20 protein-coding genes are annotated in these 26,615 nt (G+C 63.6%); 11 read left to right on the forward strand and 9 right to left on the reverse strand.

Annotation, left to right across the window (positions count from 1 at the left end):
* Positions 1-11: 11 nt before the first annotated feature.
* Positions 12-425, reverse strand: coding sequence for a hypothetical protein (locus O7A60_RS11960; protein ID WP_337106553.1), 414 nt, complete (start codon positions 423-425; stop codon positions 12-14).
* Positions 426-680: 255 nt separating this feature from the next.
* Here O7A60_RS11960 and O7A60_RS11965 point away from each other — a divergent pair, with 255 nt between their 5' ends.
* Entirely contained in the window at positions 681-1,694 is a 1,014-nt protein-coding gene (locus tag O7A60_RS11965) for a GlxA family transcriptional regulator (protein ID WP_348625742.1), read from the forward strand.
* A 39-nt stretch (positions 1,695-1,733) separates the two neighbouring features.
* Here the strand turns inward: O7A60_RS11965 and O7A60_RS11970 are convergent, their stop codons facing one another.
* From O7A60_RS11970 to O7A60_RS12000, 7 genes are all read right to left on the reverse strand, one after another.
* Positions 1,734-2,519 carry an ABC transporter ATP-binding protein gene (locus tag O7A60_RS11970; protein WP_140502631.1) on the reverse strand — a complete coding sequence of 262 codons (786 nt, stop codon included), beginning with the start codon at positions 2,517-2,519 and terminating at the stop codon, positions 1,734-1,736.
* Positions 2,516-3,289: an ABC transporter permease gene (locus O7A60_RS11975; RefSeq protein ID WP_337106434.1), complete on the reverse strand. Its 774-nt coding sequence runs from the start codon at positions 3,287-3,289 to the stop codon at positions 2,516-2,518. Before O7A60_RS11975 ends, O7A60_RS11970 begins: the two co-directional genes overlap by 4 nt.
* Positions 3,290-3,357: 68 nt before the next feature.
* On the reverse strand, positions 3,358-4,308 hold the full coding sequence (locus O7A60_RS11980; RefSeq protein ID WP_027145880.1) for an ABC transporter substrate-binding protein: 951 nt from the start codon (positions 4,306-4,308) through the stop codon (positions 3,358-3,360).
* Between the two features lie 112 nt (positions 4,309-4,420).
* Positions 4,421-5,269, reverse strand: coding sequence for a DUF1194 domain-containing protein (locus O7A60_RS11985; protein ID WP_337106435.1), 849 nt, complete (start codon positions 5,267-5,269; stop codon positions 4,421-4,423).
* A gap of 90 nt (positions 5,270-5,359) precedes the next feature.
* Positions 5,360-7,921 (reverse strand): GcvT family protein, encoded by a 2,562-nt coding sequence (locus O7A60_RS11990; RefSeq protein ID WP_337106436.1) that lies wholly within the window; start codon positions 7,919-7,921, stop codon positions 5,360-5,362.
* 282 nt (positions 7,922-8,203) lie between these two features.
* On the reverse strand, positions 8,204-8,467 hold the full coding sequence (locus O7A60_RS11995) for a hypothetical protein (protein ID WP_027145877.1): 264 nt from the start codon (positions 8,465-8,467) through the stop codon (positions 8,204-8,206).
* A gap of 147 nt (positions 8,468-8,614) precedes the next feature.
* Positions 8,615-11,104, reverse strand: coding sequence for a mechanosensitive ion channel family protein (locus tag O7A60_RS12000; RefSeq protein ID WP_337106438.1), 2,490 nt, complete (start codon positions 11,102-11,104; stop codon positions 8,615-8,617).
* A gap of 197 nt (positions 11,105-11,301) precedes the next feature.
* Here O7A60_RS12000 and O7A60_RS12005 point away from each other — a divergent pair, with 197 nt between their 5' ends.
* The 5 genes from O7A60_RS12005 (at position 11,302) to O7A60_RS12025 (ending at position 18,043) form a co-directional block, all read left to right on the forward strand.
* Complete coding sequence (locus O7A60_RS12005; protein WP_140718090.1) at positions 11,302-12,561, forward strand: sarcosine oxidase subunit beta; 1,260 nt, start codon at positions 11,302-11,304, stop codon at positions 12,559-12,561.
* A gap of 9 nt (positions 12,562-12,570) precedes the next feature.
* Positions 12,571-12,867, forward strand: a complete 297-nt coding sequence (locus O7A60_RS12010; RefSeq protein WP_027145874.1) for a sarcosine oxidase subunit delta — start codon at positions 12,571-12,573, stop codon at positions 12,865-12,867.
* Positions 12,864-15,857, forward strand: a complete 2,994-nt coding sequence (locus O7A60_RS12015) for a sarcosine oxidase subunit alpha (RefSeq protein ID WP_337106439.1) — start codon at positions 12,864-12,866, stop codon at positions 15,855-15,857. Before O7A60_RS12010 ends, O7A60_RS12015 begins: the two co-directional genes overlap by 4 nt.
* Positions 15,850-16,437, forward strand: coding sequence for a sarcosine oxidase subunit gamma (locus O7A60_RS12020; protein WP_337106440.1), 588 nt, complete (start codon positions 15,850-15,852; stop codon positions 16,435-16,437). Before O7A60_RS12015 ends, O7A60_RS12020 begins: the two co-directional genes overlap by 8 nt.
* Positions 16,438-16,600: 163 nt before the next feature.
* Complete coding sequence (locus O7A60_RS12025) at positions 16,601-18,043, forward strand: MFS transporter (RefSeq protein ID WP_027145871.1); 1,443 nt, start codon at positions 16,601-16,603, stop codon at positions 18,041-18,043.
* Between the two features lie 21 nt (positions 18,044-18,064).
* Here the strand turns inward: O7A60_RS12025 and O7A60_RS12030 are convergent, their stop codons facing one another.
* Positions 18,065-18,769, reverse strand: a complete 705-nt coding sequence (locus O7A60_RS12030) for a nitroreductase (RefSeq protein ID WP_337106441.1) — start codon at positions 18,767-18,769, stop codon at positions 18,065-18,067.
* Positions 18,770-18,940: 171 nt separating this feature from the next.
* Between O7A60_RS12030 and O7A60_RS12035 the strand changes: the two genes are divergently transcribed.
* The 5 genes from O7A60_RS12035 (at position 18,941) to O7A60_RS12055 (ending at position 26,602) form a co-directional block, all read left to right on the forward strand.
* On the forward strand, positions 18,941-19,537 hold the full coding sequence (locus O7A60_RS12035; protein ID WP_415926818.1) for a helix-turn-helix domain-containing protein: 597 nt from the start codon (positions 18,941-18,943) through the stop codon (positions 19,535-19,537).
* A gap of 88 nt (positions 19,538-19,625) precedes the next feature.
* On the forward strand, positions 19,626-22,079 hold the full coding sequence (locus tag O7A60_RS12040) for a GcvT family protein (RefSeq protein ID WP_337106444.1): 2,454 nt from the start codon (positions 19,626-19,628) through the stop codon (positions 22,077-22,079).
* Complete coding sequence (locus tag O7A60_RS12045; protein WP_337106445.1) at positions 22,076-22,981, forward strand: homocysteine S-methyltransferase family protein; 906 nt, start codon at positions 22,076-22,078, stop codon at positions 22,979-22,981. Before O7A60_RS12040 ends, O7A60_RS12045 begins: the two co-directional genes overlap by 4 nt.
* On the forward strand, positions 22,974-24,155 hold the full coding sequence (locus tag O7A60_RS12050) for a pyridoxal phosphate-dependent aminotransferase (RefSeq protein ID WP_337106446.1): 1,182 nt from the start codon (positions 22,974-22,976) through the stop codon (positions 24,153-24,155). The genes O7A60_RS12045 and O7A60_RS12050 overlap by 8 nt, the downstream gene beginning before the upstream one ends.
* Positions 24,152-26,602 carry a GcvT family protein gene (locus tag O7A60_RS12055; RefSeq protein ID WP_337106447.1) on the forward strand — a complete coding sequence of 817 codons (2,451 nt, stop codon included), beginning with the start codon at positions 24,152-24,154 and terminating at the stop codon, positions 26,600-26,602. The genes O7A60_RS12050 and O7A60_RS12055 overlap by 4 nt, the downstream gene beginning before the upstream one ends.
* Positions 26,603-26,615 lie beyond the last annotated feature (13 nt).

The following is a 26,615-nucleotide window of genomic DNA, read 5'->3' on the forward strand; positions in this document are numbered from 1 at the left end:
TTCAAACGAATTCAGCAGCCATGCTGCCGCTGCATGGCGCATATGAGCAAGCCGCATAGCAGCTCGTTTTTGAAGCCAACCAACTGTAAATATTGGTAAATATTGGGCACAACACCTGCAACCTGCCCAAATCTGTCGCAATCGGTGTCGCTTTTCATATCAAGCGCTTCGCTTTTGCGATTCAGTTTCTGCTTACACAAGCCTATATCCCCGTCAGCAAACGAGCTGCCCCACTCCATCAAGCGAAGGCGACCCGTCTGAGCAACCGATTGGAGATGATCATGAAGCTTTTTGCCCGCCTCTTCGCCCGCCGCGAAATGAACCTGACCACCGCTCTCGAGCGTCAGCGCCTCGCCAACACCATGCCTGGCCAGACCGGGGCCATGGCTGCGGCGCGTCTCGGCTTCGTCGCCTGATACCTCCACAGCCGCGCTCCCTGCCACGGCTTCAGAGTTGACAGCCGCCGCTTCGGTTCCGCCGAGGCGGCGTTTATCTGTTGCGCTTCCATCACCTTTTCACAACCTGACGGTGGCCTGGTTTGAGCAGCACCGCGCTGTGATTGCCCATTTGCGACCCATGTCGCAAATTTAATCTTGCCAAAGCCGCCTAGCCGATTGACAGGAATGGTTTTTCCTGATGACGCTATGCTATTCGCGACATCCTGTTCGCGTCATGGCCAGATGAGGTTCCCCGTGAACGCCGTCAAGCATCCGATCAAGCGGTCGTTTGTGTTCTTCCTTGTTCCCGATTTCACCATGATCGCTTTTGCGACCGCGCTGGACCCGTTGCGCTCCGCCAATCGGATGCTCGGCTACGAGGCCTATCGCTGGCGCCTTGCCAGCATTGACGGCAAGCCGGTGCGCGCCTCCAACGGCGTGGAGTGTGCGGTCAACACCTCGCTGGAGGAGGAACGCAAGAAGATGGCCGGGCCGGACCGCCCGAACATGGCCATCGTCTGCAGCGGCACCAATGTCGAGCGCTATCAGAACAAGTCGGCTTTTGCTTGGCTGCGCGAGGAATATAACCGCGGCGTCGCCGTCGGCGGTCTGTGCACCGGTGCGCATATTCTGGCCGCCGCCGGGCTGTTGTCGAACAAGCGCTGCGCCATCCATTGGGAAAACCTGCCGGGCTTTTCCGAGGCCTTCCCGAAGGCCAATGTCTTTGCCGACCTGTTCGAGATCGACCAGAACATCTACACCTGCGCCGGCGGCACCGCCGCGCTCGACATGATGCTGAAGCTGATCGGTGACGATTTCGACGAGAACCTCGTCAACCGCGTGTGCGAGCAGGTGCTGACCGACCGTGTGCGCAGCCCGACCGACCGCCAGCGCCTGCCGCTGCGCGCCCGCCTTGGCGTGCAGAACTCGAAAGTGCTGACCATCATCGAACTGATGGAGGCCAATTTGTCCGAGCCGCTGTCGCTGATCGAGATCGCCGACCATGTCGACCTGTCGCGCCGCCAGATCGAGCGCCTGTTCCGCACCGAGATGGGCCGCTCCCCAGCCCGCTACTATCTCGAAATCCGCCTCGACCGCGCCCGGCATCTCTTGATTCAGTCGTCGCTCCCGGTGGTCGAGGTGGCGGTCGCCTGCGGCTTCGTCTCGGCCTCGCATTTCTCGAAATGCTACCGCGAGCTCTACGCCCGCTCGCCGCAGCAGGAGCGCGTAGACCGCAAGCAGTTGCTGGCGGCCTGACCCCAAAACCATACGCGCAGACGACCGAGCCGTGAGCGGTTAGTGCACCTCTGCGGTCCGCATCGCCTCGACGCGGATGTCCTCGGTCAGCCGTGCCTTCAACGCCGAGAATTCCGGACTGGTCTTCAGCGTGTAGTGGCGCGGATGCGGCAGGTCGATGGCGACATCCGACTTGATACGGCCGGGCCGCGCCGTCATCACGATAACCCGCGAGGCCATGAAGATCGCCTCCTCGATGTCGTGGGTGACGAACAGCACCGTTTTCTTGCGCCGTTCCCATATGCCGAGCAGCAATTCCTGCATCAGCCCGCGTGTCTGGTTGTCGAGGGCTCCGAACGGCTCGTCCAGCAGCAGGATTTCCGGATCGTTGGCCAGCGCCCGCGCTATCGCCGTGCGCTGCTGCATACCGCCGGAAAGCTGCTTCGGCCAATGATTCTCGAACCCCTTCAGCCCGACGAGATCGACATAGGAGGCAACGATCCCGTCCCTCTCCTCCTCGGCCATGCCGCGTTCGCGCAGGCCGAAAGCGATGTTTTCGGCGACCGTCAGCCAGGGGAAAAGCGTGTAGGACTGGAAGACCATGCCGCGGTCCGGCCCGGGTCTCGTCACCGCCTTGCCGTCGAGCAGAACGCGACCTTCGCTTGGCGCTTCCAGGCCGGCGACGATCCTCAACAGCGTCGACTTTCCGCAACCGGACGGCCCCAGGATGGTGATGAAATCATTTGCCGCGACCGCGAGATCCACCGGCATCAGCGCCCTGACCGGCTCTCCGCCGCGCACGCCGGCAAAGGTGCGCGCAACGCCCTCGATGAGAAGCTTGCTCACGCCAGGCTCCATGGAAAGAGCCAGCGGTTGAACGCCTTGAAAGCAAAATCGGACAACAGCCCAATCAGGCCGATGACGATGATGCCGAAGATGATCTGCCCTGTCGCCAGCCGCGACTGGCTGTTGATGATCATATAGCCGATGCCCGAGGACGAGCCGATCAGTTCGGCAACGATGACATAGGTCCAGGCCCAGCCGAGCACCAGCCGCAGCGTCTCGGCAATCTCGGGCGCGTTGGCCGGCATGATGACCCGCCTGACGATGCCATTGTTGGTCGAGCCCAGCGTATAGGCGGCCTCGACCAGGTCGCGCCGTGTGGAACCGACCTTGACCGCAATGATCAGGATGACCTGGAACACCGAGCCGACGAAGATGACGAGCAGCTTTTCCAGCTCGCCAATGCCGGCCCACAGGATGAGCAGCGGAATGAAAGCCGAGGCCGGCAGGTAGCGGGCGAAGGAGACGAAGGGTTCCAGACACGCTTCCACCGGCTTCCAGGCGCCCATGGCGATGCCGAGCGGCACGGCGACGACCGAGGCCAGCACAAAGCCGCCGAAGACCCGCCAGATGGTGATCAGTATGTCGAGCCAGAAACGGTCCTCGACCAGCAGCCGCCAGCCGTCCCGCAGCATCGACAGCGGGTCGGCGAGGAAGATGCGGTTGACGTGGCCGCCAAGTGTGATCCAGGCCCAGAAGGCCACGAACAGCACGAAGAAGGAAATACCGAGCACTGTTCGCAGGCTCGGTGAGACAGGATGCAAGGGGCGCATCTTCATCCTTTGTCAGCGGGAAAGTGGCGGCGCACTGCGCCGCCGCACGGTATCCAAGGGTTGAACCGTCAATTCGCCACGGCGCTGGTGTCGGCCAGCGTGGCGACGTCGGGCGCCTCCTTGATCAGCCCCATCTGCAGCAGCAGGTCGCCGGCGGTCTTGGAAAAGTCCTGGAATTCCTTGGTGAAGAACTGCTTGTTCGCGGCCTTGTCGGCCCATTTCAGGTACTTCGCCGAATCCTCGAATTCCTTGGCAGACTGTTTCACGTCGGCGCCCATGATCTCGTAGGATTTCTGCGGATCCTTCTTGATCATGTCGAGAGCGTCGAAATAGCTGTCGGCAAGCGCCTTGGCGGCGTCGGGATTAGCCTTGAGGAATTCGGGCGTGCAGCCGACCGTGTCGAGAACCATCGGATAGTCGAGCGTGGTCGCCAGGATATGACCCTGGTCGGCCTTATCGCGCACGGCCGAGATGAAGGGCTCGTAGGTGACGGCCGCGTCATTCTGGCCGGCGAGGAAGGCTTGCGCCGCCGCGTCAGGCTCGAGATTGACGACGGTCACGTCCTTGGTCGACATGCCGTTCTTGTTCAGCACCCAGGCCAGCATGAAATAGGGCGACGTTCCCGGCGCGGAGGACGCTACATTCTTGCCCTTGAGATCGGCGACGGTCTTGATGTCGTTGCGCACGACGATGCCGTCGGCGCCATAGGATTTGTCGAGCTGGAAGATTTGCTTGGTGGTCACCCCGCTGGCGTTCCAGACCAGCCAGGTCTCGACCGTGGTGGCGGCGCATTGCAGGTCGCCGCTGGCGATGGCGAGCGGCCGGCTGGCCTGCGGCACCTTCTTCAAGGTCACGTCGAGGCCATGCTTCTCGAACAGCCCTGCCTGCTTGGCGAGTGTCAGCGGCGCGAATCCGGTCCAGCCGCTGATGCCGATGGTGAGTGACGTGGCGGCCAGCGCCGGCGCGGTCAACCCCGCGGCAAGCGTCAAAGTCGCGGCAAAGACGGTTATCCTGTTCATGTCAGTTCCCCTTTTGTTTTTCTGGGGAAATTGTTCACAGAGGCCGATGGCTTGTCAATCAACAGGAACGTGTTTGCGCACAAAGCAGCCGGCAACCCGGTTTGGAATTGCTCTACCTGCTGTCGGGCATCCAGTTGCGGTTGCGCCACATTTTCTCGCCGACCTGGCAGTCGGCGGCGGGCTTGTCCTGCGCCAGCTCCACTGGCGGATGGTCCGCCTCCTCCGCCACCCAATAGGGTGACGCCGGACCGGCAAGCTCAAGCACAAGCTTGCGGCGGATGGCTTCGGGAAATTGTGTCCAGTCATTGACCGGGATCATGAAGGCACCGGCGCCGCCGATGACGCAGTCGCTGTAGTAGCGGTCGAGATCGTTCACGTCGTAGACGCCGGAAAAGCCGCCCCGGGTCATCAGCGGCAGGCCGTTGATGACGATGCCTTGGCTGACCACCCCGTCGCGGACGAGATTGACCGGCGCGCCCTGGTTGTTTGGCCCGTCGCCCGAAATGTCGATGACGCGCTTGGTTCCCTGGTAGCCGCTTTCGGCGAAAAGGTCGCTGCCGAACTCCAATGCACCGGAGATCGAGGTGCGCCGTGCGCTGTTGGGCGGCTGGGCCGACAATTGCGCCACCACCCGCTCGGCGTCGGCGCGGCTTGCGATCACCGTCCACGGTACGATGACGTGTTGCCAGCCGGTGCCGGCCCATTCGACATAGGTGACGGCGATCTTGCCATAGACGCCATCGGCGATCGCCTGCAGCACATTGTCATGCGTCAGCGCCGCCGCGTAGCCATGGCGCTGGATCTCAAGTTCCTCCGCCGACATCGACAGCGAAACGTCCACCGCCAGCACCAGCTCGACATCGACCGGCTCGTCGGCGTGGGATCTCGGCGCCAGCCAGAGCGTCAGCGCCAGTGCGGCAGTGGCCGAAAGCAGATGTCTCGCGCAGGGCAAACCAGACATTGCGCAAGGTTAAACCAGAATCGCCCACCGAAAAAGAGAAAAGCCCGGCCGTGGCCGCGCTGATCCAATAGCGAGCCCGGCCGCGGGCGATCAGCTCCGCGGCTTGAGATTCTCCGAGTCGTAAAGCGGCTTGTAGCCAACACTGGCGACTTCGACCGGATAAGTCTCGCCGAAATACTCGACCTTGAGCTTGCGGCCCTCCTGGGCATAGGCCCAGGGCAGATAGGCGAGCGCGATGTTCTTGCCGATGGTCGGGCCATAGGCGACCGATGTTGTGAAGGAGCGGCGGCCGAGTTCGTCGACCAGTGTTTCCCCGCTTTCGGGGTCCATCACCGGCATGATGCCGACGGGGTAACGGGCAACACCCTTGGAGTCCGTATTCTCGGTCATCACCAGCGTGCACAGCATGGCGGGCTGGTGCGCGCGTTCGCGATACTCCACATGCTTAGCCTTGCCGCAGAAATCGTTCTCCTTGACCTTCGGCCGGGCAAGATCGGCCTCGAGCAGATTATACTCGGTCAAGAGGTCGGCGTTCTGCAGCCGCAGGCTCTTCTCCATGCGGCGCGTATTGGCGTAGGTCTCGACGCCGAATGGCATGACGCCTGTCGAGCGCAGCGCGTCCCAGACGGCCAGACCGTCCTCGTAGCGCATATGCAGTTCCCAGCCCTGCTCGCCGACATAGGAGATGCGGAACGCGGTGACGTCCTTGCCGCCGATCCTGACCGGCTTGATCGCCGCGAATGGAAAATTCTCCGGCGAAAGCCCATCCGGGTTCTCGACCACCTTTTGCAAGGTCGCCCGCGCGTTCGGCCCCCAGATGCCGATGGTGACGTACTTCTCGGTCACGTCGGTGATGGTGACGTCGAAACCTTTGTCCTGAGCCGTGCGGCGCATGTACTGGAAGTCGCGCGGGCCGGCGTCGGCGCCGTCGATCAGCCGGCAGCGGTCGGCCATGCGGATCACGGTGAAGTCGGCGCGCACCATGCCTTCCTCATCGAGGAAGTGGGTGTAGATGCCCTTGCCGATGTTGTTGTCGCCGCCGATCTTGGCCGCGCACAGCCATTCCAGCAGCGCGACATGGTCGGGTCCTTCGATATCATACATGGAGAAGTGCGAGAGGTTGACGATGCCGCAATCCTCGCTCATCGCCAGATGCTCGGCGTTGGAGACGCGCCAGAAATGGCGGTTGTCCCATTCGTTCTCGCGCACCGGCACCCGGTTTCCATACTTCTCAAGCAGATGCTCGTTGGCGGCATAGCCGTGGGCGCGCTCCCAGCCGCCGAGTTCCATGAAATAGCCGCCGAGTTCCTTCTCGCGCTCCCAGAACGGCGAGCGCCTGACGTTGCGGGCCTTGGAGAAGGGTTCGCGCGGATGCACAGCCGGATTGTAGACCTTCATCGCCGTCTCGGTGCAGCGATCCCAGATGAACTGTTCCTTGGTCTGGTGCGGATAGAAGCGCGCATAGTCGATTGCGTGGTGGTCGATCTCGGTGCGGCCGTCGGTCATCCAGTCGGCGATCAGCTTGCCCATGCCCGGGCCGTCCTTGACCCAGATGGCGACGGCATACCAAAGCCCCCTCACCTTCTGGCTTTCGCCCATGGATGGGCCGCCATCGGCCGTCACCTGCAGCAGGCCATTGAACGAATGGCTTTCGTTATAGCCGAGTTCACCCAGGATCGGCGTCAGTTCCATGGCGCGTTCGAGCGGCGCCAGGATCTGCTCCATGTCGAGATCGCGCTGCGACGGCGACAGCCGCGCCTGGTCCTTCTCCAGCAGATCGCGCGGGTGGCAGAGGCGCGGATTGGTCTCTTCGTAATAGCCCCATTCGATCTGGCCGCCCTCGGCGGTCTTCGGATCGCCGGTGTCACGCATATAGGCCGAGTTGCCCTGGTCGCGCAGCAGCGGCCAGCCGATCTCCTTGCCGGTGCCGGCGAACTCGGCGTACGGGCCAAAGAAGGTCAGCGGATGGTCGATCGGCATGACAGGCAGGTCCTCGCCGACCATCTCGGCGATCAGCCGGCCCCAGATGCCGGCGCAGACGATGACGTAGTCGGCCTCGATCGTGCCGCGGTCCGTCACCACGGCACTGATGCGGCCATCCTTGACGACAAGCGACTTCGCCGGCGTGTTGGCGAAGGATTTGAGCTTGCCGGACGCTTCGGCCTGGTCGACCAGCTTGCCGGCAACGGTCTGCGAGCGCGGAATGACGAGACCGGCGTCCGGATCCCACAGGCCGCCCTGCACCAGGTCCTGTTCGATCAGCGGGAATTTTTCCTTGATCTCGGCGGGCTCGATCAAACGGGCGCGCGTGCCGAAAGCCTTGGCTGAGGCGATCTTGCGCTTGATCTCGTCCATGCGGCCGTCGTCGCCGACACGGGCGACCTCAAGGCCGCCGACGCGCGCGTAATGGCCCATCTTCTCGTAGAAATCGATGGAATAGAGCGTCGTCCAGCAGGACAGAAAATCATGGCTCGTGGTGTAACAGAAGTCGGACGCATGCGCGGTCGAGCCGATATCGGTCGGGATGCCCGACTTGTCGATGCCGACTATGTCGTCCCAGCCGCGTTCGATCAGATGATGGGCGATCGATGCGCCGACAATGCCGCCGAGGCCAATGATGACGACCTTCGCCTTTTTCGGAAACTCTGCCATTGCCCGCGACTCCAGAATGCTGTTGCGGGCGGCGTCGGCGCCCGCTTGATCGGCGCACAATATGCAGGCGACGGGCACGGCGCTACCGCCTGTTTGCGACACGCCAAAGATGCGGCGCGACCCTTCCCAAATCAGGGAAAACAGCTACCCATCAGGCAAACGCCTCGGCCTGGAAGCCAAGCTGAAAACGGCGGGCGGGATTTTCAGCGTCATTGTTAGACAGCTACCGGAAATGATAAAAGGCCGAGCAAACGCCCGGCCTTTCCAATCATGCCACCGAGATTACTTGATGCGGGCGACACCGCCGGAAATCTCAACGGTTTCCGAACCGGTCAGGGCTTCGAGGTCGCCATTGGGCAAGGTGACGAAGCAACCGTTCTGGCAGAACTCGACGGTTTCGCCGCCGGCCAGCGCAAGCTCGGTCTTGCTGCCGCCCTCGGTCACGACCAGCGTGCGCGTCTCGGCGTCCTTGTTGACCGCGCTTGCGGCATGGGCCGAGCCGCTCACGGCGAGCAAAGCCACGGCGGCGACGAGAGACTTCCACATTTGCAATATCGGTGTTCCCACCGCCTCTGTTGCATTTCACAAGGCATTTTCGCCTTTGCATGGAGCTTATATGAGATGGAAGCTGAACCGCAACTGAATGCCGCATTCATGCCGCAATTGGTCTTGGCGACGTGCAACGCCTCCAATCTAATCCGGATCGGGCTTGCGTGTCTTGCGGCCTGATTTGGCCTGACGCTTCGCCTCGGCCTCGGCTTGCGCCTTGGCCTCTTGCTGTTCGGCGAAATCGGCCTCGATCTTGTCGTCATCGGTCGGCCATGCCACGTGCTTCTTGGCCTCGACGACCGCGCGAGGCGTTGAAGGGATTTCGATGTGCTGGTCGTCGAATTTCTCCAGCACGGTGAAGCGGACGTCGTTCTGCACGATGTTGCCGTTCATCACATCGGCCAGGAACAGACGAATCTCGAATTCGAGCGCGGCGGGTCCGAAATTGGAAAACAGCACGAACGGCTCGGGGTTCTTCAGCACCAGCGGATGGCTGCGCGCGATCTCCAGCAGGACGGCGTGGACATGCTTGACGTCGCTGCCATAGGCGACGCCGACCTTGATGTCGATGCGGCCGAGCTTGTTGCGGTGCGTCCAGTTGCCGACGGCATTGTTGATCAGGTTCGAATTGGGCAGGATCACCGACTGCCGCTGGAAAGTCTCGATCTCGGTGGCACGCACGCTGATCTTCTTGACCGTGCCGCTGACGTCGCCGGCCACGATCCAGTCGCCGACCTTGAACGGCCGCTCGGCCAAGAGGATCAGGCCGGAGACGAAATTGGACACCACATTCTGCAGGCCAAAGCCGATACCGAGGGAGAGAGCTCCGGCGACCAGTGCCAGGCTGGAGAGATCGATGCCGGCCGCCGAAATACCGACCAGCGCCGCAAGAGCAACGCCGGCATAGCCGACCGCCAGCCGGATCGAGTTGCGCACCCCTGTATCGACCTTGCCACGCGCCATGACCGAGCCGTCGAGCCAGCCCTGGAACCAGCGCGTCAGGAAATAGCCGATGACGAAGACGACGATGCCCGACAGGATGCCGGTGACCGAAATCGTGACCGAACCGATATTGATCCCGGTTGCGAGCTTGTACGCCCACGCTTCGATATCGCCAGGCTGGAAGCCCCACATCAAAAGGATCAGCGGCAGGAACACCAGCACGATCATCACGTTGATGGCGATGCTGACGACAAGGCCGAGCTGGTCAAGCGCGGTGTCCTCGTAGCTGGACTTGGCCGACAGCCAGCGCCCGACCGACGTGTTGGCGAAAGCGTCCTCCTCGCCGATCGCCTGCGCCGACAGGAAGCCGATATAGGCTGTTATCAGCGCCGTGCCGGTGACCACGACCTGTTGTGAGACGAACAGCGCAAGGCCGATATAACCGAGCAGCGCCGCGACGATGGTGAACAGGCCAAGGGCGAGCGATGTATAGCGCAGCCATGCCGGCCATGGTCGCCAGCTTCCGTCACGCGCCCTGAACGGCCTCAGCATCGCCATCAGCATCAGGATGACGCCGACGGTTATGGCGGCTCCGAAGCTGCGGGCGATGGTCAGCGACAGCGGCGAGCCCATCTTGTCGTTGACGATCGACAGGAAATAGTTTGCGCCAATGACCACGGCCATGGCGGTCGCTAGCCGCACCAGCCAGCGCGCCGGGCCGGTTTCGACGGGAATGAGCCGCCAGTTCGGTAGGCGCGGCTCGAGCGCAGCATTGGTCAGCCGATTGACGCAAAACACCACACCGATGACGGCCGCCAGCGCATTCAGGAAGAGCCCGATATCGCCGCGCAAAACATTATAATAGTTGAAGAAGAAGATCGTCGAGCCGAGAAAGGCGGCAACCGCCACCGTCGGCAGCAAGGTCGACCAGAACGCCACCGAAAGACGGCTGAGATAGGACGGGTCCTCATTGCTGGAGTCGGCCTCGAACACCCGCCCGAACAGGCGCCGCCCGCCGACCAGCAGCACCAGCGCAAGGCCGAGCGCCACGAAGGTTGCCGCCAGGATGGCTTGGAACTTGAACTTGATGGCGAAGCTCAGCCAGGACGACACCGCCTTGTAGAAATTGCCGAACTCGTCGCGCGCATCGGAAAACACCTGCGGGCTCAAGGCGTCCGAGAGTACGTAGCGCTTGGTCAACAGATTCCGGAACAGCGCGCTGCGCATGTTGCCGATCTTGTCGATCAGCCCGCTGATGCGGATCGACAAGGTCTGAGCTTGTGCGATGACCGCGTTGATCTCCGCCTTTTCGGACGTCAGCGCCTGGCGCTCGCCGCTGACGATGTCGGGCTCCGCCGGTTGGCCCGCGGCAGGCGGCGGCCCGAGCTGTTCGAGCCGGCTGTTGATTTCGCCCAGGCGCGTGCGGAACGCCAGCGCGCTGGTCAGCGATTGCCGCGACAATTCCTCGAGCTGCAGGCGGATATCGACGAGGGTGCTGTCGTCCTCGCCATCCTGCTGTGTCTGCTTCTCGAAATTGTCGGCCTTGGTCGTCAGGCCCTGGATGATCTTTTGCTGGTCGGCGACCAGTCCGGCGGGCGCCTGGCCAACGCCTTGCGCCGCCGCCTCGAACGACAGCGGCGCCGCAACGACAAGCGCCAGGACCAGAATGAGGCGAAGCAATCGAAAAAACATGATGGATCGGCGACTCGCGGGCGGCAAAGGCATTCAAAAGCCTGTCCTTGATAAAGACGGCCATATCATGGGGCAAGTCACCGCGACGATCGCACTCATCAAGCGTCGGTCAGTCGAAAGGCGATGGCGCAATATTGGCTTTCTATCAGCCCCCTGCTCTATAGTCTGCCGCATCGCCCGCAACGGACACCTTACACATGGCAGAGTATTCAGCCCTTTCGCTGCTCGCGAACGCGTTCAAGGGAAACAAGGACTGGAAGCCGGCCTGGCGCAAGCCGGATCCGAAGGCATCCTACGACGTCATCATCATCGGCGGCGGCGGTCACGGCCTGGCGACCGCCTACTATCTAGCCAAGGAACACGGCATCACCAATGTCGCGGTGCTGGAGAAAGGCTGGCTGGGCTCCGGCAATGTCGGCCGCAACACGACGGCCGTTCGCTCGAACTATCTCCTGCCCGCCAATACCCGCTTCTACGAACATTCGATGAAGCTGTGGGAGAACCTGTCGCACGAACTCAATTACAATGTTATGTTCTCGCAGCGCGGCTGCCTGAACCTGGCGCACACGCCGGCTCAGTTCGACGACTACGCAAGACGCGGCAACGCCATGCGCCATCTCGGCGTCGATGCGGAACTGATGACGCCAGCCGAGATCAAGCGCCTGATCCCGGCGCTCGATATCTCCAATGATGCACGCTTTCCGGTGGTTGGCGGCCTGATGCAGCGGCGCGCCGGCACCGCCCGGCACGATGCGGTCGCCTGGGGCTATGCACGCGGCGCCGACCGGCGCGGCGTCGACATCGTCGAGAATTGCGAGGTCACCGGCTTCCTGCGCGACGGCGACCGCATCACCGGCGTTACCACATCGCGCGGCGATGTCAGGGCCAAGAAGGTAGCGGTCGCGGTGGCCGGCAGCACCGGCCGCGTCATGCAACTGGCCGGCGTCGAGACAATGCCGATCGAGAGCCATGTGCTGCAGGCCTTCGTCACCGAATCGCTGAAACCCTTCATCGACACGGTCGTGACGTTCGGCATGGGCCATTTCTACATGTCGCAGTCCGACAAGGGCGGCCTTGTCTATGGCGGCGACATCGACGGCTACAACAGCTACGCCCAGCGCGGCAACCTGCCCATCGTCGACGAAGTGATGAGCGAGATGCTGGCGCTTTTCCCGGGCCTAGCGCGTGTGCGCATGCTGCGCTCCTGGGGCGGCGTCTGCGACATGTCGATGGACGGTTCGCCGATCATCACCATCGGGCCCCTGCCCGGCATGTATCTCAATTGCGGCTGGTGCTATGGCGGCTTCAAGGCGACGCCCGCTTCCGGGTGGTGCTTTGCCTGGACCATCGCCAAGGACCAGCCGCACGATTTCAACGCCCCTTTCACGCTGGACCGATTTCATCGCGGCCTGGTGATCGACGACAAGGGCCAGGGCGCGAACCCGCGGCTTCATTAGGAACATTCCGTGCTGATCACTTGCCCCTATTGCGGCCCGCGCGACGTCATCGAGTTCACCTATCAGGGTGACGGCAACCGCGAACGTCCCGACCCTGCCTCACAGAATTTCGAGGCCTGGAACGCGTACGTCTACGACCGGCTGAACCCGGCCGGCGACCACAACGAGATCTGGCAGCATTCCGGCGGCTGCCGGGCTCACCTGAGGGTCGTGCGCAACACGCTGACGCATGAGATTTCCAGTGTCGCCTTCGTGCGTGGCGATCACAGCTCGGCCGCGCGCCGCAAGGCGGAGGACAAGCCATGAGCCCGCGCCGCACCGTCACCGGCGGCCGTATAGACCGGTTGAAGACGATCCGCTTCACGTTCGACGGCGTTGCCTATACCGGGCATGGCGGCGACACGCTGGCGTCCGCGCTGCTGGCCAATGGCGTCACCCTTTTCGGGCGTTCTTTCAAATATCATCGCCCACGCGGCCTGCTGAGCGCAGGCGTCGAGGAGCCCAACGCGCTGGTAACGGTGCTGAAGGGCGAGGTGCGGGAACCCAACATTCCTGCGACCATGGTCGAGATCCATGACGGGCTGATTGCCGTCAGCCAGAACCGTTTCCCCTCGCTCACCTGGGATATCCATGCCGTCAACCAGCTCGGTGGCAAGCTGCTGTCGGCCGGCTTCTACTACAAGACCTTCATGGGGCCGGTTATCGGCCCGCTGAAAGGCACGCGCTTCTGGATGTTCTGCGAGCATTTCATCCGCCGCGCCGCCGGCCTCGGCAGCGCCGGATCGGCAAAGGACCCGGCCCGCTACGAGCGCATGAACGCCTTTTGCGACGTGCTTGTGGTCGGCTCCGGCCCAGCCGGCCTGATGGCCGCCAAGGCCGCCGCGGACCAAGGCGCCCGCGTCATGCTGGCCGATCTCGAGCCGCGTTTCGGCGGTTCGGCCAACTGGTCCGGCGAAACCATCGATGGCGCACCCGCGGCTGATTGGGTGCACCGCACCGTCGCTCAGCTCGAGGCGCGCGACAACGTCCGGCTTCTGCCGCGCACCACGGTCTGGGGCTACTACGACAACAACACGCTTGCCGCGCTCGAGCGGGTCAGCGACCACAAGGCACAGCCCGCCAAGGGTGAGCCGCGCCATCGCTACTGGGCGATCCGCGCGGGGTCCGTCGTGCTGGCTACCGGCGCCTTCGAAAGGCCGCTGGTGTTTCCCGGCAATGACCGGCCCGGCGTGATGCTGGCGCATGCGGCGGAGCGCTACGCCAATGAATTCGGCGTGCTGCCGGGGCAGCGGGTCGTGGTGTTCACCAATAATGACAGCGCCTACCGGTCGGCGCTGGCGCTGAAGCAGGCAGGTGCGGCGATCGTCGCCATCGTCGACGTGCGCCCGCAACCGTCCGCCGAGATGAGCGCCCTGGCCGGCGAAGCCGAGGCGGAATTGCTTTCCGGGCATGCGGTGGTCGCCACGGAAGGCGGCAAGTCGTTGTCCGGCCTCAAGGTCCAGCGTTTCGACATGGTCGCCGGTGCGCTGAGCGGCGATGCGCGCAGCGTCCATGCCGATTGCCTGCTGATGTCGGGCGGCTGGTCGCCGACCATCCATCTGGCCAGCCAGGCCGGCGCCAAGGCGGAATGGAACGCCGCCCGGCAGGCCTTCCTGCCGCCCAAGCCGACGCAAAACTGGATCGGCGCGGGCGCCTTCACCGGCAGCTTTTCGACGGTCGAGGCGATCGCCGAAGGGCGCGCCGCAGGCATTGCCGCGGCTGGCGGAACCGCCGCGCCGGTAGCATTGCCCGTTGTCGAGGCAACCCCTGGAGATCCAGATCCCGCGCCCGTGTTCGAAATCAAGGGCAGCGGCAAGAGCTTTGTCGACTTCCAGCACGACGTCACGGCGGAGGATGTCCGCCTGGCGCATCGCGAAGGTTTCGTCTCTGTCGAGCACCTGAAGCGCTACACCACGCTCGGCATGGCCACCGACCAGGGCAAGAGCTCCAACGTCCCCGGCCTTGCCATCATGGCGGAAGCGCTCGGCAAGCCAATCCCGGAAGTCGGCACGACGCGCTTCCGGCCACCCTTCGCACCGGTGTCGATCGGCTCGCTGGCAGCCGAGCGCTTCGGCGACCTCAAGCCCGAACGGCTGACGCCGATGCATGACTGGCATGTCGCCAATGGCGCGACCATGTATTCGGCCGGCCTCTGGTACCGGCCGATGATCTACGGGCTTTCAGGCGAAACCATCGAACAGGCCTACGTGCGCGAAGCCAAGGCGACGCGCGAAAGTGCGGGCATCGTCGATGTCTCGACGCTCGGCAAGATCGCCGTGCAGGGCCCCGACGCGGCCGCGTTCCTCGACCGCGTCTACACCAACATGTTCTCGACCCTCGCGGTCGGCAAGGCGCGCTACGGTCTGATGCTGCGCGAGGACGGTTTTGCTTTCGACGACGGCACCACCTGGCGGCTCGGCGAACAGGATTTCCTGATGACCACCACCACGGCCAATGCCGGCAAGGTGATGCAGCATCTGGAATATTTCCTCGACGTGATCTGGCCGGAACTCAAGGTCCATATCACCTCCGTGACCGACGAATGGGCGGGAGCCGCGATCGGCGGGCCGAAAGCGAGGCAGATCCTGGCCGCCTGTGTCTCCGGCACTGCTGTCGACAATGCGACGCTGCCCTTCATGGGCATCGTGCACGGCGAGATTTCAGGTGTGCCGGTGATGATTTGCCGGCTATCCTTCTCCGGTGAAATGGCCTTCGAGGTCTATTCCGGCGCCGGCCACGGCACCCATGTCTGGGAAGCGTTGGTCGAGGCCGGCAAGCCATTCGGGCTGGTCACCTACGGGCTCGAGGCGCTGGGCACGATGCGCATCGAGAAGGGCCATGTCACCGGCGCCGAGATCGACGGCCGCACCACGGCGCGCGACCTGCATCTCGACTGGATGCTGTCGAAGAAGAAGCCCTTCATCGGCTCGGCGATGATGGACCGGGAAGGTCTCGTTGCGTCCGAGCGGCTGGAACTGGTCGGCCTGATCGCGCTCGATAACCGGCCGCTCAATGGCGGCGCGCACATTGTTGAGGAGGTCGACGAAGCCAATCCGCACGGCTCGGTCGGGCACATTACCGCCTGCTGCTATTCGCCGGCGCTCGGCAAGCATATCGCGCTGGCGCTGGTCAAGGGCGGCAAGGCCAGGCACGGCACGCGCGTCCATGTCTCCGATCCCTTGCGCAACCGCTTCGGGCCCGTGGAGATCGTCTCCAACCACTTCTACGATCCGGAAGGGACCCGCATGCATGGCTGAGCGTCAATCGCCCCTCGAGCCGGAGTTCCATGTCGGCTCGCACGGCAATTTCGAACATGGCGTCGAGATACTGCTCACCGAAACCCGGCCGGGCTCGATCGTGCAACTCGCGGCATGGCCGGGCGAAGAGAAGAAACTGGTCGCGGCCATCCGCGGCGTCACCGGGCTTGCGCTCCCCGATGGCGCCGGCGGCGGCTTGAGCGACGGCGTGAAATCGGTGTTCGGCTTCGCACCGGGAAAATTCACGGTGACCGATGAGGCCGAAGGACTGGCCGCGACCTTGGCCAAAGCGGTGACGCCGGCCATCGGCACGGTGACGGACCTGTCGCATGGCCGCACCGCCATTCGCCTTGCCGGGCCGAAAGCCGAATGGGTGCTGTCGAAATTCTTCGCCATCGACTTCGCCCTGCCCGCCTTTCCGGTCGGCGCCGGCCGCTCGACAACGCATCACGATGTCTTCGCCCAGATCCAGCGCACCGGCACCGACCAGTTCGACATCTATGTCTTCCGCTCCTTCGCGCGCTCGTTCTGGAAGGCGCTCTGCCACGCCAGTGAGGAAGTTGGCTATGAGGTGCAGTAGGCGGTGTTGCCTTAGAGCCGCTACCTCTGGCCTCAACGCCGGCTGGTTCTGCCGCTAGAGAATCCCGCCGCGGGCGCCCATGATGGAAAACGTGGCCCGTTCAACCGGTCCAACGAGATGAAAATCCCGTCTCAGGGTCGGCATATTTGGTTCGAACATCCCCATGACCGCTGAACTATCCGCCGGCGCCACCGATCGCGCCGATGTGTCGGCCAGAGCCTTGCTCCTGCTGCCGCTGACCGTTGCCTGCGGCGTGTTCATGACCAGCCTCGACCAGAATGTCGTGGTGACGGCGCTGCCGGGCATCAGCGAAAGCCTTGGCCGTCCGCCAAGCCAGCTCGGCCTGCTGATCACCGTCTACGTCGCCAGCCTGATCATCTCGATGCCGCTCGGCGGCTGGGCCGCCGACCGTTTCGGCCTGCGCAATGTCTATTGCTTTGCCTTGCTGGTGTTTGCCGCTTCATCGGCCCTGTGCGGGCTGTCGAACGACATCTGGATGCTGGTCGGCGCCCGCGCGCTGCAGGGCTTCGGTGGCGCTCTGATGGGCACGCTCGGCCAGGTCGTGATCCTGTCGACCTTCCCGCGCAGCCGGACCTTGAAGATCAACATGTATATCTCACTGGCCGGGCAGTCCGGGCCGCTGGTCGGTCCGCTCGTCGGCGGCGCATTGACCACCTACATCTCCTGGCGCTGGATCTTCTTCATCAACGTGCCGTTCGCGCTCGCGGCGGCTATTCTTGCCGCCTCACTGTTTCCGACAATGACCAAGCCGGTGCGCACGCGGTTCGATTTTCCAGGCTTTGTGCTGGTCGGCGGCGGCATGGTCCTGCTGGTCTTCGGCATGGACTCCCTCGCGGCGAAAGACGCCGCCGGCAGCATGATCGCCGCCGAGCTTGCTCTGGCGCTCATCATCCTGACGGCCGCCTCCTTCTACTGCCTGCGTGTGCGCAATCCTCTGCTCGATCTCAAGCTCCTGCGCATCCGCACCTTCCGCATCTCCTTCCTTACCGGCGGCGGGCTCGACACGATCGGTCTCAGCTCCGTCGTCTTCCTGCTGCCGCTGATGTTCCAGCTCGGCTTCGGCATGAGCGCGGTGCAGGCGGGATCGCTGACCTTCGTGGCGGCGGTCGGTTCGGTGGGTATGCGTGTCTTCATGCCACGCGTCCTCAACCGTTTCGGTTTTCGCCGCGTGCTGGTCTTCAACACACCCGTTGTTGCCGCAATGGTCGCGGGCTTCGCCTTGATGCAAGCAACGACTCCGGTCTGGATCACGCTCACCTATATCTTCGTCTTTGGCGTCTTTCGCTCGGTGCAATGGGCTTCGACCGGCAACCTCGCCTATTCCGACATCGCGCCCGAACAACTCGCCCGCTTCAGTGCGCTCTACTATATCCTCTGGCAGCTGGCGGTCGCGATCAGCGTCGGCCTGGCGGCTGCGATGCTGTCGTTTCTCGCAGGCGGCGGGCCGGCCGCCGCCAGCGATTTCCGGATCCTGTTCGTGATCGAGGGCATCATCACGCTCTGCGCGCTGCTCGCCTATCTCAAGCTGACGCCGCAGGACGGCGCCCATGTCAGCGGCCACGGCGCGCACATGAATACGGAATAGCGGGGCTGCGGCGGACGAAACCTATTCGCTGAACGTCACCCATTCCTCGAGCGGCTCACGGTCGGTGCGGAAAGCGTTCTCGGGCTTGGACGTGTCTTCATAGCCGAGCGCCATGCCGCAGACGACGATCTCCTCGTCGGGAATGTCGAGCACCGGCCGGATCTGCCGGTGATAGGGCGCGAACGCCGCTTGCGGACAGCTATGCAGACCCCTGCCCCGCGCCGCGACCATGATGTTCTGCAGGAACATGCCGTAGTCGATCCACGAACCCTGGTTGAGCCGGCGGTCGATGGTGAAGATCATGCCGACCGGCGCGTCGAAGAAGACGAAGTTGCGGTCGTGCTGGGCGCGCATCTTGTCGACTTCCCGGCGGCCTATGCCGAGCGCGCCGTAGAGGCCGAACCCGTTGGCACGGCGGCGGGTGAGATAAGGCTCGAAGAACTGGGTGGGATAATAGCGGTATTCGTCCCATTCGGCTTTTTCCGCGCGGATGCCGGAATTCATGATGGCATCCGTGATCCGTTGCTTGGTCCCGCCCTTGGTGACATAGACCCGCCAGGGCTGCATGTTGGTGCCGGAGGGAGCCCGCGCCGCAACAGTCAGTATGTCTCGGATCGTCTCGTCGTCGACCATGTCGGGCAGAAATGCGCGCACCGAACGGCGCGACATGATCGCATCGTCGACGATCTCGGCATCAACCGCGATTCGAGCCTTCTTTTCCAGCATGGGCCGTCCCTTAGCCATTATGTCGATCGGACGTCCCCACTCGCCGCTCGCGGCGGAGCCTTTGCATGAACCGTCAAAATCCTGCAAGCAAATCTTGAGCATTGGTGAAAATCTACTTGATTTTTTCATGAGCTTCATTTCTCATGAAATTCGACTGCGATTTTTCATGAAGTGAGCGATTTGGCCTCCCCTACCGCACGAACATTACAGGGAGCTGACGAACGCGTCCTGGCCGGCGATATCAGGGCCTTGCGCCGGTTGCGCGGGCTGACGCTGGCCGAGATCGCGCTGAAACTCGGCCGGTCGGTCGGCTGGGTCAGCCAGGTCGAGCGCGGCCTGTCGACGCCATCGCTCAGTGACCTCAGGGCCTTCGCCGAGTTGTTCGGCGTGCCGATTAGCCTGTTCTTCAGCCATGACGTGCCCGTGGAAAGCGAGCGCGGCGTGGTGGTGCGCGCCGGCAAGCGTCGCACGCTTGGCACCAGCGAATCCGGCCTGGTGGAGGAGCTTCTGTCACCGGACCTCGGTGGTAGCTTCGAGATGGTGCGGTCGGTCTTCGCGCCGGGCGCGGAGTTGAAGAGCGAGGCCCGCCGGCCGACCGAGGAGGCCGGATACATCGCGTCCGGGCAGTTCGACATCGAAATAGCCGGGGTCTGGCACAGGCTTGGCGAAGGCGACTCCTTCCGCTTCGAAGGCAAGCCTTACCGCTGGCGCAATCCGGGTAGCGAGCCGGCGGTCGTCATCTGGGTGGTTTCGCCACCGGTCTATTGAGTGCATGTCGCCCAAACCGTGGAGCGGTTTTGGCGACATGCATCAAACAAAAATAAAGCGCGGCGCGCTTGAAGATTGGGAGAAGAACATGGCGGGTTTGCCGAGCACGGCGCGCGTGGTGATCATCGGAGGTGGCGTTGTCGGCACCTCCTCGCTCTATCATCTGGCCAAGGCCGGCTGGACCGACTGCGTACTCCTGGAAAAGAACGAGCTGACCTCGGGCTCGACCTGGCATGCTGCCGGCAATGTGCCGACCTTCTCCTCCTCCTGGTCGCTGATGAACATGCAGCGCTATTCGACCGAGCTCTATCGTGGGCTCGCCGACGCGGTCGACTATCCCATGAACTACCATGTCACCGGCTCGCTCAGGCTCGCCCACTCCAACGAGCGCATGCAGGAATTCCAGCGCGCCAAGGGCATGGGCCGCCACCAGGGCATGGACATAGACGTGGTCGGGCTCGACGAGATCAAGCGCCGCTACCCCTTCCTCGAAACGCACGAGTTGAAAGGCGCGCTCTACGATCCGAGCGACGGCGACATCGACCCGGCACAGTTGACGCAGGCGCTGGCCAAAGGCGCGCGCGACATGGGCGCCAGGATCATCCGCTTCTGCCCCGTCAGCGGCGTACGACGCGAGAAGGACGAATGGGTGGTCGTAACAGCGCAAGGCGAGATCCGCTGCGAGATCGTCGTCAATGCAGCCGGCTACCGCGCCGCCGAAGTCGGCAAGATGTTTGGCCGCGACGTGCCGATGATGGTGATGAGCCACCAGTACATACTGTTCGAGGAAATCCCCGAACTCGCCGCCTGGTCGAAGGAACAGGGCAAGAAGCTGCCGCTGCTGCGCGACGTCGACACCTCATACTATTTGCGCCAGGAAAAGGCCGGCATGAATCTTGGCCCCTATGAGCGCAATTGCCGCGCGCATTGGGCCACCCACAACGACCCCATGCCGGAGGACTTTTCCTTCCAGCTCTTCCCCGACGATCTCGACCGGCTGGAGCATTACCTGGCCGACGCGGTCGCCCGCGTGCCGATCCTGGGCACCGCGGGACTCTCCAAGGTCATCAACGGCCCAATCCCTTATGCGCCGGACGGCAATCCGCTGATCGGTCCGATGCCGGGCGTTCCCAACGCCTTCGAGGCTTGCGTCTTCACCTTCGGCATCGCCCAGGGCGGCGGTGCCGGCAAGGTGCTGGCCGAATGGGTGACGCAAGGCCGGACCGAATGGGACATGTGGTCGTGCGATCCGCGCCGCTTCACCTCCTTTGCTTCCGCGCCGGACTATTGCGTGGCCAAGGGCATGGAAATCTATGGTAACGAATATGCCATCCAGTTCCCGCGTCACGCCTGGCCGGAAGGGCGTGACAGAAAATTGTCGCCGATCCACGATCGCATCAAGGCGTTCGGCGCCCGCTTCGATGCCTATAATGGCTGGGAGCGCGCTATCTGGTATGCGCAGGACGGCGACGACGTCTCCGAGGAAGCCACGTTGACCTTCCGCCGCGACGGACCCTGGCAGCATCGCGTCCGTGAAGAGTGCCTGGCCGTGCGTGACGCCGCGGGCATCCTCGACCTGCCCGGCTTCTCGCGCTTCAACCTCGAGGGCCCAGGTGCCGCCGAGTGGTTGAGCCGGCAAGTGACCGGCCTGGTGCCGAAGCCTGGCCGTATCGGCCTCGTCTATTTCTCCGACGACAAGGGCCGCATCGTCACCGAAATGTCGGTGGTACGCCATGGCGAGGAATCCATGACGCTGATCACCGCGGCGGTGGCGCAGTGGCATGACTTCGAATGGCTGAAATCGCACATGCCCGGGGATGCGGCGTTCAAGCTGATTGACCGGACGGAGGAATTCTCCACGCAGATCCTGGCCGGTCCCAATTCGCGAAAAATCCTTGCCGATGTCTGTGATGCCGACCTGACCCTGCCATGGCTGACCCATCAGGAGACCAGGATTGCCGGCCGCTGGGCCAAGCTGGTCCGTGTCTCCTTCGCCGGCGAGCTCGGCTGGGAGATCCACACCAGGGTCGACGACACCGCCGCTATCTTCGATGCGATCTGCGCCGCCGGGCAGAATCATGGGTTGAAGCCGTTCGGCATGTACGCGCTGGATTCGCTGCGTCTGGAAAAGGGCTACCGCACCTGGAAGGGCGACCTGTCGACGGACTACTCGCTCCTGCAGGGCGGGCTGGAGCGTTTCGTCAAATGGGAAAAGCCCGACTTCCGTGGCAAGTCGGCGCTCCAGAACGAGAAACAGCAAGGCGTGAAGAAACGCTTCGTCACGCTGGTGGTCGAAAATCCCGGCGATTGCGACGCGCCTTACATGTCGACGCTCTGGCATGACGGCCAGATCGTCGGCGAGACGACATCGGGGGGCTGGGGCCATCGCGTCGACAAGTCGATCGCGCTCGGCATGCTGCGCGCCGACCTGACCGAACCCGGCACCGCCGTCGAGGTCGACATCTTCGGCGATCGCTTCAAGGCAGTCGTGCAGCAGGACGAGCCCTTGTGGGATCCTAGGAACGAAAGGCTGCGGGCATGAAGAACGTTATCCTCACCGATGGCGGCATGGGTCAGGAGCTGGTGCGGCGCAGCAAGTCCGAGCCGACGCCGCTGTGGTCGGCCAGGGTGCTGATAGACGAACCGGACCTTGTGCGCGGCCTGCATGCCGAATTCATCCGCGCCGGCGCCCGTGTCATCACCATAAACACCTATTCGGCTACGCCCGAACGCTTGGCGCGCGAAGGCGCGGAAGACTTGTTCAAGCCATTGCAGAAGCGTGGCATCGAGCTGGCCAGGCATGCGCGCGACGAGGCGGGCGATGCGGCCATCGCCGGCTGCCTGTCGCCGCTTTTCGGCAGTTACGCGCCGGCGCTGACCATCTCCTACCAGGACACGCTCGACATCTACCGCCGTATCGTCGCCGAGCAGGCGGACGGCATCGACCTGTTCCTGTGCGAGACCATGGCGTCATCGGAGGAAGCGCGGGCCGCGGTCACCGCAGCATCGGAAAGCGGCAAGCCTGTCTGGGTGTCATGGACACTGGCCGATCACGGCACGCCACGCTTGCGCAGTGGCGAGACGATTGCGTCGGCGGCGGAGGCGCTTGGCGATCTGCCGGTGGCGGCGCGGCTGCTCAACTGCTGCCGCCCGGAAGCGATCGCGGCGGCCTTGCCGGAACTGATCGAGCTGGGCGGCCCAGTCGGCGCCTATGCCAATGGCTTCACCTCCACCGAAGCGCTCAAGCATGGCGGCACGGTGGATGTACTGCATGCCCGCCACGACCTCGGTCCGGACGCTTATGCCGAACAGGCTGTCGGCTGGGTGGAAGCGGGTGCGGACATCGTCGGCGGTTGCTGCGAGGTCGGTCCTGCCCATATCGCCGCCTTGCGCGACCGGCTGCAACGGAACGGCTACGCGATCTCGGGAGTCTCACATGCCTAGACCATCATCGCGCATTGCCGGCATCGTGCCATCGGGCAAGGACGGCTGGGAGGTTCATTTCGCCGCCTGGAACCGCAAGGAAGCCGGCGAGGACATCATCATGCTGTCGGCCGGCGACCACGATTTCGACACGCCTTCGGAAACGATCGAAGCTTGTGTGGTAGCAGTCCGTGGCAGCAACCATCACTACACGCCGCTGCCTGGCCTGCCACGCCTGCGCAAGGCGATGGCGGCGGCCTCCAGCGCCTGCACCGGCGTCGAGACGATGCCGGAAGAGGTCATCGCCACGCCAGGCGGCCAGGCCGCACTTTACGCGGCCGTGCAGGCTGTTCTCGACCCGGGCGACCACGCCATCGTCGTCGCCCCCTATTATGCCACCTATCCCAACACCTTCAGTGCGGCGGGTGCCAGTTTCACCGTAGTCGAGACACCGGCCGAGGATGGTTTCCAACCCCGCGCGGACATGGTCCGCGCGGCACTCAAGCCCAACACGCGCGCCATATTGATCAACACGCCGAATAACCCGACCGGTGCGGTCTATTCGCGCGAGCGGCTGGAACAATTGGCCGAGGTTTGCCGCGAGCACGACCTGTGGCTGCTGTCCGACGAGGTCTACTGGACGCTGGGCGGCGGCGAGCACATCTCGCCGCGCTCGCTGCCAGGCATGGCCGAGCGCACGCTGGTCATCAATTCCATGTCCAAGAGCCACGGCATGACCGGCTGGCGCATGGGCTGGCTGACCGGTCCTGAGAAAATGATCACATTGCTGATCAACCTCAATCTGGTGACGACCTACGGCTTGCCCGCCTTCATCTCGATCGCTTGCACCGAGGCGCTGGAGCAGAACTATGGCGTCAAGGACATCGCCGAACGCTACGCGGCACGCCGCACCGTCCTGCTCGATGCGGTGCGCGGCATGAACGATGTCACCGTGCGCGGTTCCGAAGGCGGCATGTATGTCATGCTCGACATATCCGATGTCGAACCCGACGACGAGAAATTCGCCTTCGCCTTCCTCGACAAGGAGAAGGTCGGCGTCATGCCGGGCTCGAGTTTCGGCGAAGCCGCAGCTGGCCATATCAGAATCAGCCTGTGCCAGCCCGAACCCGTGCTCAGGGAAGCAGCCGCCCGGCTGCGCCGTTTCGTTTCCAGCTACCGCCGTGAGGCCGCATGACCGCCAGGACCCTTCCCACCAAAGCGCGGGCCGTCATCATCGGCGGCGGCGTCTCCGGCTGTTCGGTCGCCTACCATCTGGCCAAGCTCGGCTGGACCGACATCGTGCTTTTGGAACGCAAGCAGCTGACCTCGGGCACGACATGGCATGCCGCCGGGCTGATCGGACAGTTGCGCGGCTCGCAGAACATGACCCGGCTGGCGAAATATTCGGCCGATCTCTATGTCAAGCTGGAAGCCGAGACCGAGGTCGGCACCGGCATGCGCCAGGTCGGCTCGATCACCGTGGCGCTGACCGAAGAGCGCAAGCACGAGATCTACAGGCAGGCGTCGCTCGCCCGCGCCTTCGATGTCGACGTGCGTGAGATTTCTCCCAACGAAGTCAAAGAGATGTACCCGCATCTCAACGTCTCCGACGTGGTCGGCGCCGTGCATCTGCCGCTCGACGGCCAGTGCGACCCCGCCAACATCGCCATGGCATTGGCCAAGGGTGCGCGTCAGCGCGGCGCCACCATCGCCGAGAATGTGAAGGTCACAAAGGTCCATACGAAAAATGGCCGCGTCTCCGGCGTGTCCTGGGCGCAAGGCGAAGACCAGGGCACGATCGAAACCGACATCGTCGTCAACTGCGCCGGCATGTGGGCGCGCGACCTCGGCGCCCGGAACGGCGTGAACATCCCGCTGCACGCCTGCGAGCACTTTTATCTCGTCACCGAGCCGATCCCCGGCCTCGGCCGGCTGCCGGTGCTGCGCGTGCCGGACGAGTGCGCCTACTACAAGGAAGACGCCGGCAAGATGATGCTCGGCGCCTTCGAACCGGTGGCAAAGCCATGGGGCATGGAGGGCATTCGCGAGGATTTCTGCTTCGATCAGTTGCCCGAGGATATGGACCATTTCGAGCCGATCCTCGAAATGGGCGTCAACCGCATGCCGATGCTGGCCACCGCCGGCATCCACACTTTCTTCAACGGCCCTGAAAGCTTCACTCCCGACGACCGCTACTATCTCGGCGAGGCGCCGGAGCTGCGCGGCTACTGGATGGCAACCGGCTACAATTCCATCGGCATCGTCTCGTCCGGCGGCGCCGGCATGGCGCTGGCGCAGTGGATCAACGATGGCGAAGCGCCGTTCGACCTCTGGGAAGTCGACATCCGCCGCACCCAGCCGTTTCAGAAGAACCGCCGCTATCTCAAGGAGCGCGTTTCCGAAACGCTCGGCCTGCTCTATGCCGACCATTTCCCCTACCGCCAGATGGCGACATCGCGTGGTGTGCGCCGCTCGCCCCTGCATGAGCATCTGAAGGCGCGTGGCGCCGTGTTCGGCGAAGTCGCCGGCTGGGAGCGCGCCAACTGGTTCGCGCGCGAAGGACAGGAACGCGAATATCGCTATTCCTGGAAGCGGCAGAACTGGTTCGACAACCAGCGCGAGGAACATCTGGCCGTCCGCAATAAGGTCGGCCTGTTCGACATGACCTCGTTCGGCAAGATCCGCGTCGAGGGCAGCGATGCCTGCGCCTTCCTGCAAAGGCTCTGCGCCAACGACATGGACATGGCGCCGGGCAAGATCGTCTATACCCAGATGCTCAACCAGCGCGGCGGGATCGAGAGCGACCTCACCGTGTCGCGGCTTTCGGAGACGGCCTATTTCCTCGTCGTGCCGGGCGCCACGCTGCAGCGCGACCTCGCCTGGCTGCGCCGGCATGCCGGCGAGCAGTTCGTGGTCATCACCGATGTTACCGCCGCCGAAAGCGTGCTTTGCCTGATGGGCCCGGATGCGCGAAAACTGATCCAGAAGGTCAGCCCCAACGACTTCTCCAACGAGAACAATCCGTTCGGCACCTTCCAGGAGATCGAAATCGGCATGGGCCTCGCCCGGGCGCATCGCGTCACCTATGTCGGCGAACTCGGCTGGGAGCTTTATGTCTCGAGCGACCAGGCCGCCCATGTCTTCGAGGCGATCGACGATGCCGGCGCGGATGTCGGGCTGAAGCTGTGCGGGTTGCACACGCTGGATTCCTGCCGCATCGAAAAAGCTTTCCGCCATTTCGGCCATGACATCACCGATGAAGACAACGTGCTGGAGGCGGGCCTCGGCTTCGCGGTGAAGACGGCCAAGGGCGATTTCATCGGCCGAGATGCCGTGCTGAAGAAGAAGGAAGCCGGACTGGACCGCCGTCTGGTCCAGTTCCGCCTGAAGGATACGCAGCCGCTGCTCTTCCATAACGAGGCGATCCTGCGCGACGGCAAGATCGTCGGTCCGATCACCTCCGGCAACTATGGCCACCATCTCGGCGGGGCGATCGGGCTGGGCTATGTGCCTTGCCAGGGCGAGAGCGAGGCAGATGTGCTGGCCTCGACCTACGAAATCGAAATCGCCGGCGAGCGGTTTGCGGCGGAGGCATCGCTGAAGCCGATGTATGATCCGAAGGCGGAACGAACAAAGATGTAGCGCCTCTTCCTTC

It is taken from the genome of Mesorhizobium salmacidum (SeqCode) (assembly GCF_037179605.1).
Taxonomy (GTDB): domain Bacteria; phylum Pseudomonadota; class Alphaproteobacteria; order Rhizobiales; family Rhizobiaceae; genus Mesorhizobium; species Mesorhizobium salmacidum.

Coding starts and splice junctions, on each gene's coding strand:
- O7A60_RS11965 (WP_348625742.1), top strand. CDS start 681: ATGAGGTTCCCCGTGAACGCCGTCAAGCATCCGATCAAGCGGTCGTTT.
- O7A60_RS11975 (WP_337106434.1), bottom strand. CDS start 3,289: ATGCGCCCCTTGCATCCTGTCTCACCGAGCCTGCGAACAGTGCTCGGT.
- O7A60_RS11980 (WP_027145880.1), bottom strand. CDS start 4,308: ATGAACAGGATAACCGTCTTTGCCGCGACTTTGACGCTTGCCGCGGGG.
- O7A60_RS11985 (WP_337106435.1), bottom strand. CDS start 5,269: ATGTCTGGTTTGCCCTGCGCGAGACATCTGCTTTCGGCCACTGCCGCA.
- O7A60_RS11990 (WP_337106436.1), bottom strand. CDS start 7,921: ATGGCAGAGTTTCCGAAAAAGGCGAAGGTCGTCATCATTGGCCTCGGC.
- O7A60_RS11995 (WP_027145877.1), bottom strand. CDS start 8,467: ATGTGGAAGTCTCTCGTCGCCGCCGTGGCTTTGCTCGCCGTGAGCGGC.
- O7A60_RS12000 (WP_337106438.1), bottom strand. CDS start 11,104: ATGTTTTTTCGATTGCTTCGCCTCATTCTGGTCCTGGCGCTTGTCGTT.
- O7A60_RS12005 (WP_140718090.1), top strand. CDS start 11,302: ATGGCAGAGTATTCAGCCCTTTCGCTGCTCGCGAACGCGTTCAAGGGA.
- O7A60_RS12015 (WP_337106439.1), top strand. CDS start 12,864: ATGAGCCCGCGCCGCACCGTCACCGGCGGCCGTATAGACCGGTTGAAG.
- O7A60_RS12020 (WP_337106440.1), top strand. CDS start 15,850: ATGGCTGAGCGTCAATCGCCCCTCGAGCCGGAGTTCCATGTCGGCTCG.
- O7A60_RS12025 (WP_027145871.1), top strand. CDS start 16,601: ATGACCGCTGAACTATCCGCCGGCGCCACCGATCGCGCCGATGTGTCG.
- O7A60_RS12030 (WP_337106441.1), bottom strand. CDS start 18,769: ATGCTGGAAAAGAAGGCTCGAATCGCGGTTGATGCCGAGATCGTCGAC.
- O7A60_RS12040 (WP_337106444.1), top strand. CDS start 19,626: ATGGCGGGTTTGCCGAGCACGGCGCGCGTGGTGATCATCGGAGGTGGC.
- O7A60_RS12045 (WP_337106445.1), top strand. CDS start 22,076: ATGAAGAACGTTATCCTCACCGATGGCGGCATGGGTCAGGAGCTGGTG.
- O7A60_RS12050 (WP_337106446.1), top strand. CDS start 22,974: ATGCCTAGACCATCATCGCGCATTGCCGGCATCGTGCCATCGGGCAAG.
- O7A60_RS12055 (WP_337106447.1), top strand. CDS start 24,152: ATGACCGCCAGGACCCTTCCCACCAAAGCGCGGGCCGTCATCATCGGC.